Genomic DNA, 12668 nt, shown 5'->3' on the forward strand with positions numbered 1-12668 from the left:
AGGCAGTCTATTTGACTGCCTTTGGACTCGAAAAAGCGTTGGAAGACTCTGCTGAAGGAATCTCTTATAGGGGAGGATCATGAATTTGAAAATAAAAGTAGAAGAAACACCTCTTTATATTAAAGTGAATCCAAAAGACAATGTGGCTATTGTGGTAAATACGTGGGGCCTGGAACCTGGTGCGGTTTTTCCATGCGGACTTGAACTGATTGAGAGGGTGCCGCAGGGACATAAAGTGGCTTTAACCGATATAAAAGAGAATGATGCGATTATCCGGTATGGTGAAGTGATTGGCTATGCCGCAGCCTTCATCCGGAAAGGCAGCTGGGTGGATGAGTCGTTGGTGAAGCTTCCTTCTTCTCCCGATTTAAAAGAGCTGTCTATCGCGAGTCAGGTGCCGGAATCCATGCCGCCGCTTGAGGGTTTTACGTTTCAAGGGTACCGAAACAAGGATGGCAGTGCGGGAATCAAGAATATCTTAGGGATTACCACAAGTGTACAATGTGTCACCGGTGTTCTTGATTTTGCCGTGAAAAAAATAAAAGAGGAAATTCTACCAAAGTATCCAAATGTAGATGATGTTGTGGCCATTAACCATAGTTATGGATGTGGTGTGGCCATTAATGCTCCTCTTGCTGAAATTCCGATTCGAACCATTACCAATCTAGCAAAGCACCCGAATTTTGGGGATGAGGCATTGGTCATTGGACTGGGGTGTGAGAAGCTTTCTCCTATGAGAATTGCGCCGGACCGGGAAGAGAGAGATATCTTGTCTCTGCAGGATCAGAGCGGGTTTATGAGCATGGTCCAGTCGATCATGGAGATGGCTGAAGAGAGATTAATAAAGTTAAATAGAAGGAAGCGGGAAACTTGTCCTGTTTCTGATCTTGTTATTGGCCTCCAATGCGGGGGCAGTGATGCCTTCTCAGGTGTTACGGCGAATCCAGCTGTCGGTTATGCGGCTGATTTATTGGTAAGGGCAGGGGCAACCGTTTTATTTTCAGAAGTGACAGAAGTCCGGGATGCAATTCACTTATTGACGCCAAGAGCCGTGAATGAGGAAGTCGGAAAGGCATTAATTCGTGAAATGGAATGGTATGATCAGTACCTGCTTCGGGGAGAAGTGGACAGAAGTGCGAATCCCTCTCCAGGAAATAAAAAAGGCGGGTTAGCGAATGTAGTAGAAAAATCATTAGGTTCAATCGCAAAATCTGGCAGCAGCCCCATTTCTGGAGTCCTTTCACCTGGTGAGAGGGCGGATAAAAAAGGGTTGATTTTTGCGGCAACACCGGCAAGCGATTTTGTTTGCGGAACATTGCAGCTTGCCTCCGGGATTCATCTTCAAGTGTTTACAACCGGAAGAGGAACCCCTTATGGACTGGCGATGGCCCCGGTCATAAAGGTAGCTACCCGTAATGCTTTAGCAGAGAAATGGGAAGATCTGATTGACATCAATGCCGGCAGCATCGCTACAGGGGAAAAGTCGATTGAAGAAGCAGGCTGGGAAATTTTCCACTTTATTTTAGATGTGGCAAGCGGACACAAGAAAACATGGACGGAACAATGGGGCTTGAAAAATGATTTAGCTTTATTCAACCCGGCGCCTATTACGTAAATGGCTGAATCTTTGATAGGAGTGCTTTCCCTATATAATAGGGAATCCCTCCTATCTTTATCTAATTAATAGCGTAATCAGCTTATTTTTTAAAAAATCTAGGAAGGTGTTCAGGTAATGAGAAATCACGGATCCCCTATTATAACAGATATGAAAGTGATTCCAGTTGCAGGATATGATAGTGCACTGCTTACCTTAAGCGGCTGCCATGCCCCTTATTTCACCCGTAATATTGTCATTTTGGAAGATGAAACGGGGAATACAGGAATTGGTGAAATTCATGGCGGTAAAGACATTACAAGAATGCTGGAGAGTTATCGGCCATTTGTAGTCGGACAAGAAATCGCTAATTACAGAGGCTGTATAACAGCCATACGAAGAGGCGGCTTGAGTGTCGAAGGAGACACGGGTGAAGGATTGCAGGGATTAAATTTAGCAAATTTGAAATTTGTTGTTCAGGCAGAAGCGGCCGTTGAATGTGCCATGCTGGACCTGTTTGGAAAATTTGTGAACCATCCCATTGCTGCATTGCTTGGCGAGGGAGGGGTGCAGCGGACAGAAGTTCCTTTCTTAGGCTATTTATTCTATATTGCAGATACGGAAAAAATGGATCTTCCTTATTTGCGTGAAACTCAATGGAAAGATGATTGGGATCGTGTCAGACGGTTGGGAACGTTAACGCCGGAAGGAATTACGGTTCAAGCAAAAGCGGCACATGATCGTTATGGATTTCAGAATTTCAAATTAAAGGGCGGCGTTCTTCGTGGAGAAGAAGAAATGGAAGCCATTCAAGCCTTACATGAAGCTTTCCCGCACTCTAGAATCAATCTGGATCCAAATGGTGCCTGGGCATTGGAAGAAGCCATTAAGCTTTGTAAAGGAAAAGGTGATATTCTGACGTATATTGAAGACCCATGCGGCCCTGAAGCAGGATTCTCCAGCCGTGAAATTATGGCGGAGTTTAAGGATGCAACAGGTTTACCGGTCGCGACGAATATGATTGCTACGAACTGGCGTCAATTCCATCATGCAGCAGCCCTTAGAGCAGTGGACATTGTGCTGGCGGACCCGCATTTCTGGACTTTAAACGGCAGCATTCGTATGGCCTATGTATTAAATGACTGGGGCTTAACCTGGGGATCGCATTCTAATAACCACTTTGACATTACATTAGCCGCTTTTGCACAAGTAGCTGCTGCAGCACCAGGAAATATTGCTCCTATTGACACACACTACATCTGGCAGGACGGCCAGGAATTATGCGATCATTCCCTGCAAATAAGAGACGGGGTGATAAAATTACCTGATAAGCCGGGATTAGGTGTAGACATCAATATGGATAAAGTCATGAAAGCAAATGAATTATATCACCGTTTGCCCTATCATGATCGTGATGATTCCATTTCTATGCAATACTTGATTAAAGATTGGAAATATGATGCCAAAAAGCCCTGTATGGTCAGATAAAGAAGGAATGGTAAAGAACCGCAATCATGAATGTCTTTCCTTACTACTTTAAAAGCAGATGGCTGATTCATTGCTTTAAGGGGAAAAGGCAGAAACTAAACAGGTATTGGAGGTAGTAGAAATAATGAATAATACTGCTCGACAGATCCACTCTCATGTTGAAATGCCTAAAAAGACCAATGTCCGTTATTTGATTCTATCTATGTTATTTGTTGTAACGATTATTAATTATATTGACCGTTCTGCTCTTGGAATTGCCGCTCCGGTCATGAGAGAAGACCTTGCCTTCGATGCGGTAAAAATGGGGATTGCCTTTTCAGCCTTTAACTGGGCTTACACAATTTTTAACATCCCGGGCGGCTGGCTGCTCGACCGGTTTGGAGCAAAAAATGTCTACGGAGCTGCCTTATTATTATGGTCTACATGCACTTTTTTTCAAGGATTTATCAGCACATTACTAGGATTATTCATTTTACGTTTCCTAGTGGGTATAACGGAGGCCCCTTCCTTTCCGGGCAACAGCAGATTAACTACTATGTGGTTTCCGCAGCATGAACGCGGGCGGGCTGTATCGATTTATAATTCTGCACAATTTTTTGGATTAGCACTTTTTACGCCTGTCATGACATGGATTTTAAAAGACTTCGGCTGGACCCATGTTTTCTGGGTTTCAGGAGGAGCAGGTATTGTCGTGGCACTTCTATGGTTTAAATTTGTTCGTGAGCCCTATAACCACCCTCGTGTCAATCAGGCGGAAATTGAGTATATCAATTCAGGCGGCGGATTAGCCGATAAAGCGGAAAAACGAAAAATGAATTGGGGGGATGTTCGTCTTTTGTTGACAAATCGGCAATTGGTTGGAATTTATATTGGCCAGTACGCGATGAATACCATCGTTTGGTTTTTCCTTAGCTGGTTTCCTACATATTTGGTAGAAGAAAAAGGTCTGTCATTGATCCAGACAGGGTTTGCCGCATCCGTCCCATACATAGGAGCATTTTTAGGAGGAATTGCAGGCGGAATTATTTCAGATATATTATTGAAAAAGAATAAGTCCCTTTCGGTGGCTCGTAAAACACCGATTATTACAGGATTTCTGTTGTCATGCATTATCGTTTTAGCGAACTTTACTTCCAATATCGTACTCATTATTCTTATTATGACGATTGCCTTCTTCGCAAAAGGCATGGCTGGACTTACCTGGTCGCTTGTCGGTGATATGGCACCAAAAGAATTGGTTGGTTTAACAGGCGGCATTTTCAATACCATTGGGAATATTGCCGGCATTGTAACTCCTATTGTCATTGGGTTAATCTTTGCCAAAACCCATTCCTTTAGCGGCGCTCTTACTTTTGTTGCTGCCGTCATGTTAATAGGAGCCCTGTCCTACATCTTCATCGTCAATAAGCCTGAAAGAATTGAATTAGCAGGTAAAAGATAATTTGATATCTATCATGTAAAATACTGGCTGCTACCTTAACAGCTTTTGACTGCTGGAAAGGAAGCGATTGTTGGGGGGAGTGCTTATGGCACTTCTTCTTTTTTATTATCGTTAAATCTGGGAAGATTGGCCATGTTTTCATATGCAGATGAATAGAGGAAGAGGATGAAAACACTAGAACTCAATTATTGAAATATGATAGAAAACCCTATAGAGATGTACAAAATAGATAAAGGGGAAACACCAACAAGCCTCTCTGACTGTTGGCGTTTCAGTTGGATTATCCTTTAAATATGATTTTATTCTGTCTCGCGTGTATTTTGTTCAGCCAATGTATCCCAGAAGGACACATCTTTTTTCAGAATGGAACCGTCAGAAATCGCTTTAGATGTTGCCTCCATTGTGATCTCAGCCTGCTTGATGAGGTATCCGTTGCCTTTTTGACCTAGGGCATATGGTTCATAATAATGGTCAGCCATTCCGCGGACTTCAAATAGAACAGTAGAGATACCGTATTCTAGTGCCAGGCCGTTACGGCTGATGGTAGGGGCATCGCCTCCAATATATTTGCCAAGATGGCCCCAGCCCTTTGATTCAATGGTATCAAAAATGACAGCACCCAATTGCTTAGATTTTTGCAATACGTCGGGGGCAACATTCGCGTTTGTTGGATATAAAATCGATCCAGAAACCAGTTCACCATCACGTTCGCTCTGGGCTCCTTGGTGATGGAGATCAATCATATAATCGATAGGGTACTTGCCTAAAACATTATTATGCAATGCCTGTGTTTCCGGCTGTGTACGGTCGACATGGTCGCGGTTTAAATCCACGTGATTTGCGTTGTATCGAGTAAGATGATAATCCCCATCACCAACATAGTCATCTAATGAAAAATTAACATCTCCTGCAGCACCGTCTGGGTTTAGCCTTGGGACAATAAGGATATTCACGCCGTCAAGGATCCCCTTCATTTTGCCAGATCCCATTTCTTTGATAAATTGAAGTGCCCCCTCTGTATTTAATGCTTCATTCCCATGCTGCTGTGTGACAAATAGAATCGTAGGATTTTTGGGGTTTTTAATATATTTTACTAGAAATAGGTCTCGTCCTTTTACTGACTCACCGATTTTTTCTAATTCCATATCTGGCTGTTTGGCATCTTGCGTTTTTAAAAAACTAACCATTTCGGCATGTGTAGTAAGAATGGAATTTTGAAGAGATTCATTCCCTCCATAGTTTGGCCCATTTCCAACAGCGCCTGCCGAGGTGGATCCAATCAGGCTCCCCCCAAACGCCATTGCTCCAGCAAGTGTAACGGTTAATAACTTTTTCTTCATCACTTTTCCCCCTTTTATAAATTTCAAGTCTATGAACCGCCTTTTGCTAGGTTATCCATAGACTTAATGACCAGATGAATGGAAGTTTTTCAGATAAGATGGGTTTTGGTAATAATATGTATGTTTGTATCTATTTACCATACTAGCAAATGAGAGACGCGATACAATCGGTCGTTTTTACCATTTTCAGAATAATCTGGACATAGTGCCTGGCACCACCCGGATTTTGTCGAAAATGGATAGCTTTGTAGTCCATTTGGTAATGGAATGAAATTGCAGCTGAATATGGCGGCAGGGTGATGCACTGGTTTCCGTTTCAGAAAGGAGGGGATGATCAGAAAACATTTGTTGAAATGCTAAGAAAAGTTTTGAAAAGCCAATGTCTTAGGAGGTGTGATAGGACTCCTTTTTTACTTTCTTACCTGATAAATGGAAAAATCTAAGCGATTACTCACCAGTTATCAGCCTTTCTTCACATTATCTACCACACTTACCATAAGTCTTTTCTGCTGTTTTTACATGTAAATACGCGGAATATCCTTTTTTTGAAAAAATAATGGTATAATTGTACTATCTTTTTAAAGGTATTGCCGGATATAAATAGACATTGGTATATACCTGCAAAGCAAATTTATATTTTGGGGGAAAAAGTTTTGCGAAATACTGGAAGGAAGTTTCTTACAGGATTCATTATGGCAGGCTTGGCTATTATTCTATTAGCTGGCTGTGGTTCACCGAAGCCGGCAGACACCGTAAACGAATTTTTAACAGCGGTGAAAGAAGCTGATGTAGAGAAAGCAGTTAGTTATGTTGAGGCCAATAAAGATAGTGAATTTAATTTTTCTGATGTAAATAAAAAGATTGAAGGCGAATTTGATGGCAAGGAGGCATTTAACGCCATTGCCAAAAGTTATAAATTCGAAGAGCCGAAGGAAGTTTCTAAGGATGGGGATAAGGCTAAAGTGAAGGTGAAAATTACTTCAGTCGACATGAAAATTGCCATATCTCAAACCATTAGTGAAGTAATGCCAATGGCTTTTGCACAAGCTTTTAGTGAGGATCAAGAAAAAACAGATAAATCCATGCAAAAGCTAATGGAGGCAACTCTTTTGAAAAACCTTTCACCAAAAAACGCCACCATGGACACACGGGAAGTTACTTTGAATCTGAAAAAGGATAAGGAAGGAAACTATAAAGTTGTTTCCGATGATAAGCTGATGGAGGCCATCTTTGCGAACGCAAAGGATGTTGAAGAAATGTTTAAAGGGTTGGAATAGAAACTTTCATATTATAATATAAACATTATTTTACCAAAAGGACAAACTTACGGAATCATCTGTAGGTTTGTCCTTTTTTGATAGAAAATGTTTGGGGCAGCTTCTATATGAAAAAGGCCAAACTTCTAATTTACAGGTTGGGTCCACTTTACGGGTTTGGAAAGGAATTATGCGGGTGCTGCCAATTTAGTGTCAGCCCTAAAGGGCATGAAAAAAGGAGGACTTTGGGACTAAAACTACATTTGAATATTTTTGTAAAATGTGGGCGTCTAGTTAAAAAAAGGGAATTTTGCCCCAATAAACTATTTTCCTTGTATGGTAAAGTAAGGTTGAAAAGAATATGTTGAAGGATGTGATTTTTTGAGGTTCAATGTAAAAATTTCGTTCCTAATTTTAATTTGTTTCCTGGCTTTCCTGCCAAATTCAATCTCAGCTCAAGAAATTTTGCAAAAGGGAAACCAAGGACAATCTGTTTATCATTTACAAGATAATTTACTAAAAATGGGTTACTTACCTACTCAGCCAACCGGTTATTATGGTTCTATTACAGAAAATGCGGTTAGACAATTTCAACAAGATACTGGAGTCATCTCAACCGGGGTCTATGGACCTCTAACCCAGCAGCAATTACATAATGTAGAAATGATGGCAAGAGTGGTTCATGGGGAAGCCAGAGGAGAGGATTATCAAGGTCAAGTGGCAGTCGCTGCCGTTATTTTGAACAGATTGTCCACACCCGGATTTCCTAAAAATACATATGATGTTATTTTCCAGACCAATGCTTTCACAGCAGTCAATGATGGTCAATATTATTTGGCTCCTACTACCTATTCCTATCGGGCAGTAATTGATGCCTTAAAAGGATGGGACCCTACATACGGATCGGTTTATTATTATAATCCAACTATTGCAACGGATGATTGGATTTTCACCAGGAATACAGTACTTCGAATAGGCAATCATTTATTTGCGAAGTAAAAGCAAACTCACCCTAAATATTTGAAGTAAAAAAGCGCACAAGTAACCTTATTGAGAGGTACCGACTTGTGCGCTTTTTTTTGATATAATTCCCCGAAAGTTTAAAGACCTTTTCTTTTCATTTGTATAGATTTCGATAATGAATTTAGAACCAATCGTTTGAGAAAGCAGGAGGATACAAAGGGGGAATAAGGGTAACTAAACAAAAAAATATTATTTAAAATAATTAAAAAATTCAAAAAATAACTTGTAATGATTTTTGTTGTGTGTTAAATTTTTATAAAAGATGGAATGGTATTCCGAATAGTGGAATAAACAAACGAGATCCTTTGTTTTTTTATTTGCAAAATGTAAGCGCAAACACTATTGGGAATCAATTTGAAAGGGGAAATGAAAATGGTTTATTGGAAAAATGTTAAAGACGTAGAAGCTTATTCCCCGCCAGGACATGAGGGAACGTTTAACCGCCGTCTTGTTGGGCCTGACGAAGGTATTGAAAACATTGAGGTGATTATTGGGGAAATGGAACCTGGTGGATTGGCTGATCCACATTTTCATGATGATATTGAACAGATAATGTATTTCTTAACAGGAAAAGCTCGAGTGATTATTGAGGGAAAAGAGTCCATTTTAACAGAAGGGGATGTTTTATGGATTCCTAAAAAGGCAATGCATGAAGTCATCAATGCAGGGGATACCAATCTGCGATTTGTACTGATGTATTCACCACAAAAGGTAAAAGGGTAAGACTACATTTTAACTTTCTTATATAAATTCATATTTTACGTATTATTTTTTAACAAATAGATAGGAGGGAAAATGAATGAAAAAACTTTGGACATTATTTATATGTGTATTAGTATTAGTGGTTGCTTCCGCTTGCGGGAACAAGGAAGCAAGCGGGTCGAAAGATGGTGGAGATAAAGCTGATGATGGGAAAGTGATTAAACTAAAAATTGCTGACTCCTTTCCAACTTCTAACTACCTATCATCAGAAGGTGCTGTTTTTTTCATGAATCGAGTGAAGGAGTTAACTAATGGAAAAGTAGAGTTCGAGCATTACCCTGCAGAACAAATCGGAAAGGCAAACAGTTATCTTGATTTAACTCTCTCTAAGACTATCGATATTGGTTATACCTCCTATGCTACGGATCGTCTGCCATTGACTGAAGTGGCTACATTGCCTGGTGCATACGGTTCAGCTGAAGAGGGGTCAAAAATTATATGGCAATTAATGAAGGATTACCTTGCAAAAGAAGAGTACTTAAAAAATGGTGTACGACCTATGTTTGCTGTTTCACTTCCTCAATACCAATTTGTCACAACAAAGAAGCCTGTTAAAACGCTGGACGATTTCAAAGGAATGAAGGCGCGTGTAACAGGAACGATGGAGCTTGGATTTGATGAGCTTGGTGCATCGCCTGTTTTCATGCCAGCCACAGAGGGTTATACAGCAATGGAGCGTGGTACTGTTGATGGTGTTACATTTCCATTTACAAGCATTGCCCCTTACCAGATTGATGCTATCGCTAAATATTCAACCAAAGGTGCTAATTTAGGAAGCTTTACGGTTGTATATTCCATCAATGAAAAAGTGTATCAATCACTTCCGGATAATGTAAAAGATGCATTAGCCCAAGCGGGTGATGAAACAGTTGAACACTTGTCAAAATACCTTGATGAGAAAAATGAAGAATTGGCTAAGAAGTTTTCTAGTAATATAAAAATCTATGAACTTAGTAAGGAAGAATCCGCAAAATGGGATGAAGCCCTAAAACCGGTATGGGACCGCTGGGCAGAGGATCTTGAAAAACGAGGATTTAAGGCGAAAGAAACAATCCAAAAATATGAAGAGATAAAGGATAGTTTAAAATAAAATATTTAACCAGGAAGCGGCCATATTTTTATAAAAAACCGGCTGCTTTCTGGTTTAGGGGATGATAAATGAAATGAACGCTATCGAAAGAGGATTTACATTGATAGAAAACTTATTTTTATGGTTTTCACAGGCAGCTGTTGCGGTCATGATGCTTTTAACGACCTTGGATGCTTTAAGCCGTTATATCTTTAGCAAATCTATAACTGGAGCATATGAAATCACAGAGATGTATTTAATGGTCATCCTGGTTTTTCTAAGTATGAGCTATGTTCAAAAAGTAGATGGTCATATTCGTCTCGATATTCTATTTGAACGTTTTCCAAAACGAATGCAAGATGTCTTAAATATTGTCTATAATCTGCTGGCAGCAGCCTTTATGTTTTTTATTGGTTATCAAGGTTATAACATGACAATAAATGCCTTTCAGAACAATTTAATAGCATCTGGACTTCTTAATTTTCCACTATGGCTGTCCTATATTTGGATTCCCGTCGGTTCTTTCCTCATCATGATTCGGCAGATCCTTTCATCTATTCTTTTAGCTATGGGTAAACCGCCGCATCTTAAAAAGGAAGAGGTGGATGAGTAATGGCGATTGCCCTGCCACTTATTTGTTTAGTTTTGTTCCTTATATTTGGAATGCCAATTGCCTTCGCACTAGGAATCTCAGGGTCTATTGGATTAATTATGTTTAGCGGCTTGGATTCATTTTTGGGGATTCTTCAAACTGCGCCTTATGAAAGTGTCAAAAGCTTTTTAATGAGTGCCATTCCAATGTTTATTTTAATGGCAGCCTTTATGACTGTGAGCGGTATTATGAAGGACCTATTTTCTGCTGCCTATAATTGGATGGGCAAACTGCCAGGAGGCCTTGGAATTGCTACTGTATTTGCCGGGGCGATGATGGGGGCTGTATCTGGCTCAAGTCAGGCATCTGCTGCAGCAATGGCAAAGGCGGCAGCGCCTGAAATGAAAAAATATAAGTATAATACGGCCTTTACAATGGGAGTTATCAGTATCTCTGGTACGCTTGCCGTCATGATTCCTCCAAGTATTGTACTAATTCTTTATGGAATATTAACTGAAACTGGTGTTGGATCACTCCTAATTGCCGGGATTATACCGGGCATTTTAACCGCACTTGGATATATTATTGTTATTACAATATGGGTTAAAATTAATCCAGAAATTGCTCCAAAAATTCAAATTCAGCTTTCATTACAAGAACGTATACGGTCATTAAAAAATGTATGGCCGATGCTATTGATTATCATTGCTGTAATTGGTGGTATTTATAGCGGGGTTGTTACCGCAACAGAAGCTGGTGCGCTGGGTGCATTTATAACATTAGCAGTGGTACTCCTAATGCGCCGAATGAACTTTAAACAATTTGGCCTTGCATTAAATGATACGATTAAATCCACAACGATGATTATGACTATAATCGTGGGTGCCCATATTTTTAGTTATTACTTAACAATGACACAGGTAACCCAAAAACTCGTCATGCAAATTGAAGGAATGGATGTTTCAAAATATGCAATCTTAGCAATTATCATTGTTATTTATTTGGTTCTTGGATTTTTTATGGATCAAATTGCCATTTTGATATTGACTTTGCCGCTGACGTTCCCGATTATTGTCTCCCTTGGTTTTAATCCAATTTGGTTTGGCATACTGGTAACAAAGACGGTAGAAGTCGGGCTTGTTACCCCGCCGGTAGGAATGAATGTTTTTGTGGCAACAGGTGCTGCAGGTGTAAAAACAGCAGAAGGGTTTAAAGGAGTAAAGTGGTTTGTTCTTATGGATTTATTTATCCTTGTGCTGTTAATCCTAATGCCATTTATCACCCTTTGGCTTCCGGACTTAATGATAAAAAAATAATTTGATCCTGATTTAGTAGATTGGAATGAAAAGTGATGAAGCAAAATGTAATTTCTAAAACGTTTGCACTTCTGCGTGCTTTTACGGATAAACAAAATGAATGGGGAGTTAACGAGCTATCAAGATATCTAGGCATGCCGGTGAGCAGTGTTCATCGGATGCTTTCGACATTAAAAGATGAGTATATCGTAGAATATTCGGAGACGACAGGTAAATATAAAATTGGGCCTGACATGATTCGAATGGCATCCATTATTTCAACTAAAGTAGACGTAAAACAAATTGCAAGACGATATTTAATTGACCTTTCTAGAGAAATTGGCCATTCCGTCTACTTTGCTCTTTACTATCCACATCATCGAAAACTGGTATTTGTTGAAAGTATAAAAAGTCCCCAAGCCTTACAATACGTACTGGAAATAGGTGTATTGCAGCCGATACATATCGCTGCTAGCGGCAAAAATATTCTTGCCCATTTAAGTGAATCTGAAATAAACGAGGTTTTAAGCAAGGAAATCGATTGTGAATCTGATAGAAATAGAGTGAAAGAAGAGTTAAAGACCATCAAAGCACAAGGTTATGCGATTACGGCCAATGAACGGAAACAAGGAGCTAAAAGTGTAGGGGCGCCTGTATTTGATGCTAGTGGCAAAGTTCTTGGCAGCATTATTTGTGTATTTCCGATTGGTGATTATGTGAATGAAAAAGAATTTGATTATATAACTCGTGTAAAAAAAGCGGCAGAGGATATTTCGATTTCATTAGGCTGCGTCAAAAGCTAAGAAGG

Annotated in this window: 11 protein-coding genes; 10 read left to right on the forward strand and 1 reads right to left on the reverse strand. The window is 39.9% G+C overall.

The genetic code is table 11. The features are described 5' to 3' along the window. Positions 1 to 79 precede the first annotated feature (79 nt). From garD to M3183_RS13025, 3 genes are all read left to right on the forward strand, one after another. Positions 80 to 1615, forward strand: coding sequence for a galactarate dehydratase (garD, locus tag M3183_RS13015; RefSeq protein WP_251470339.1), 1536 nt, complete (start codon positions 80 to 82; stop codon positions 1613 to 1615). 117 nt (positions 1616 to 1732) lie between these two features. Next, positions 1733 to 3082: an enolase C-terminal domain-like protein gene (locus M3183_RS13020; RefSeq protein ID WP_251470341.1), complete on the forward strand. Its 1350-nt coding sequence runs from the start codon at positions 1733 to 1735 to the stop codon at positions 3080 to 3082. Positions 3083 to 3206: 124 nt separating this feature from the next. After that, positions 3207 to 4523 carry an MFS transporter gene (locus M3183_RS13025; protein ID WP_251470342.1) on the forward strand — a complete coding sequence of 439 codons (1317 nt, stop codon included), beginning with the start codon at positions 3207 to 3209 and terminating at the stop codon, positions 4521 to 4523. Positions 4524 to 4822: 299 nt separating this feature from the next. Here the strand turns inward: M3183_RS13025 and M3183_RS13030 are convergent, their stop codons facing one another. Continuing rightward, complete coding sequence (locus tag M3183_RS13030; RefSeq protein WP_251470344.1) at positions 4823 to 5863, reverse strand: M14 family zinc carboxypeptidase; 1041 nt, start codon at positions 5861 to 5863, stop codon at positions 4823 to 4825. A gap of 692 nt (positions 5864 to 6555) precedes the next feature. Here M3183_RS13030 and M3183_RS13035 point away from each other — a divergent pair. From M3183_RS13035 to M3183_RS13065, 7 genes are all read left to right on the forward strand, one after another. After that, complete coding sequence (locus M3183_RS13035) at positions 6556 to 7140, forward strand: hypothetical protein (protein ID WP_251470431.1); 585 nt, start codon at positions 6556 to 6558, stop codon at positions 7138 to 7140. Between the two features lie 360 nt (positions 7141 to 7500). Continuing rightward, on the forward strand, positions 7501 to 8118 hold the full coding sequence (locus tag M3183_RS13040; protein WP_251470346.1) for a cell wall hydrolase: 618 nt from the start codon (positions 7501 to 7503) through the stop codon (positions 8116 to 8118). Between the two features lie 396 nt (positions 8119 to 8514). Next, a complete protein-coding gene (locus M3183_RS13045; RefSeq protein ID WP_251470348.1) occupies positions 8515 to 8865 on the forward strand; it encodes a cupin domain-containing protein in 351 nt (116 codons plus the stop codon). Positions 8866 to 8941: 76 nt separating this feature from the next. Then, the gene (locus M3183_RS13050; RefSeq protein WP_251470351.1) at positions 8942 to 9994 is read left to right on the forward strand and encodes a TRAP transporter substrate-binding protein; all 1053 of its coding nucleotides are present in this window, start codon (positions 8942 to 8944) and stop codon (positions 9992 to 9994) included. Positions 9995 to 10067: 73 nt separating this feature from the next. Next, positions 10068 to 10586: a TRAP transporter small permease gene (locus M3183_RS13055; RefSeq protein WP_251470353.1), complete on the forward strand. Its 519-nt coding sequence runs from the start codon at positions 10068 to 10070 to the stop codon at positions 10584 to 10586. After that, the gene (locus M3183_RS13060; protein WP_251470355.1) at positions 10586 to 11881 is read left to right on the forward strand and encodes a TRAP transporter large permease; all 1296 of its coding nucleotides are present in this window, start codon (positions 10586 to 10588) and stop codon (positions 11879 to 11881) included. Before M3183_RS13055 ends, M3183_RS13060 begins: the two co-directional genes overlap by 1 nt. Positions 11882 to 11916: 35 nt before the next feature. Further along, positions 11917 to 12663, forward strand: coding sequence for an IclR family transcriptional regulator (locus tag M3183_RS13065; RefSeq protein WP_251470357.1), 747 nt, complete (start codon positions 11917 to 11919; stop codon positions 12661 to 12663). Positions 12664 to 12668 lie beyond the last annotated feature (5 nt).

The sequence above is a fragment of the Neobacillus mesonae genome (genome assembly GCF_023715155.1).
GTDB classification, from domain to species: domain Bacteria; phylum Bacillota; class Bacilli; order Bacillales; family Cytobacillaceae; genus Neobacillus; species Neobacillus mesonae_A.

Excerpts from the sequence above, each read along its gene's own strand:
- M3183_RS13025 (WP_251470342.1), top strand. The coding sequence starts at position 3,207 with ATGAATAATACTGCTCGACAGATCCACTCTCATGTTGAAATGCCTAAA.
- garD (WP_251470339.1), top strand. The coding sequence starts at position 80 with ATGAATTTGAAAATAAAAGTAGAAGAAACACCTCTTTATATTAAAGTG.
- M3183_RS13060 (WP_251470355.1), top strand. The coding sequence starts at position 10,586 with ATGGCGATTGCCCTGCCACTTATTTGTTTAGTTTTGTTCCTTATATTT.
- M3183_RS13035 (WP_251470431.1), top strand. The coding sequence starts at position 6,556 with ATGGCAGGCTTGGCTATTATTCTATTAGCTGGCTGTGGTTCACCGAAG.
- M3183_RS13045 (WP_251470348.1), top strand. The coding sequence starts at position 8,515 with ATGGTTTATTGGAAAAATGTTAAAGACGTAGAAGCTTATTCCCCGCCA.
- M3183_RS13030 (WP_251470344.1), bottom strand. The coding sequence starts at position 5,863 with ATGAAGAAAAAGTTATTAACCGTTACACTTGCTGGAGCAATGGCGTTT.
- M3183_RS13020 (WP_251470341.1), top strand. The coding sequence starts at position 1,733 with ATGAGAAATCACGGATCCCCTATTATAACAGATATGAAAGTGATTCCA.
- M3183_RS13050 (WP_251470351.1), top strand. The coding sequence starts at position 8,942 with ATGAAAAAACTTTGGACATTATTTATATGTGTATTAGTATTAGTGGTT.
- M3183_RS13055 (WP_251470353.1), top strand. The coding sequence starts at position 10,068 with ATGAACGCTATCGAAAGAGGATTTACATTGATAGAAAACTTATTTTTA.
- M3183_RS13065 (WP_251470357.1), top strand. The coding sequence starts at position 11,917 with ATGAAGCAAAATGTAATTTCTAAAACGTTTGCACTTCTGCGTGCTTTT.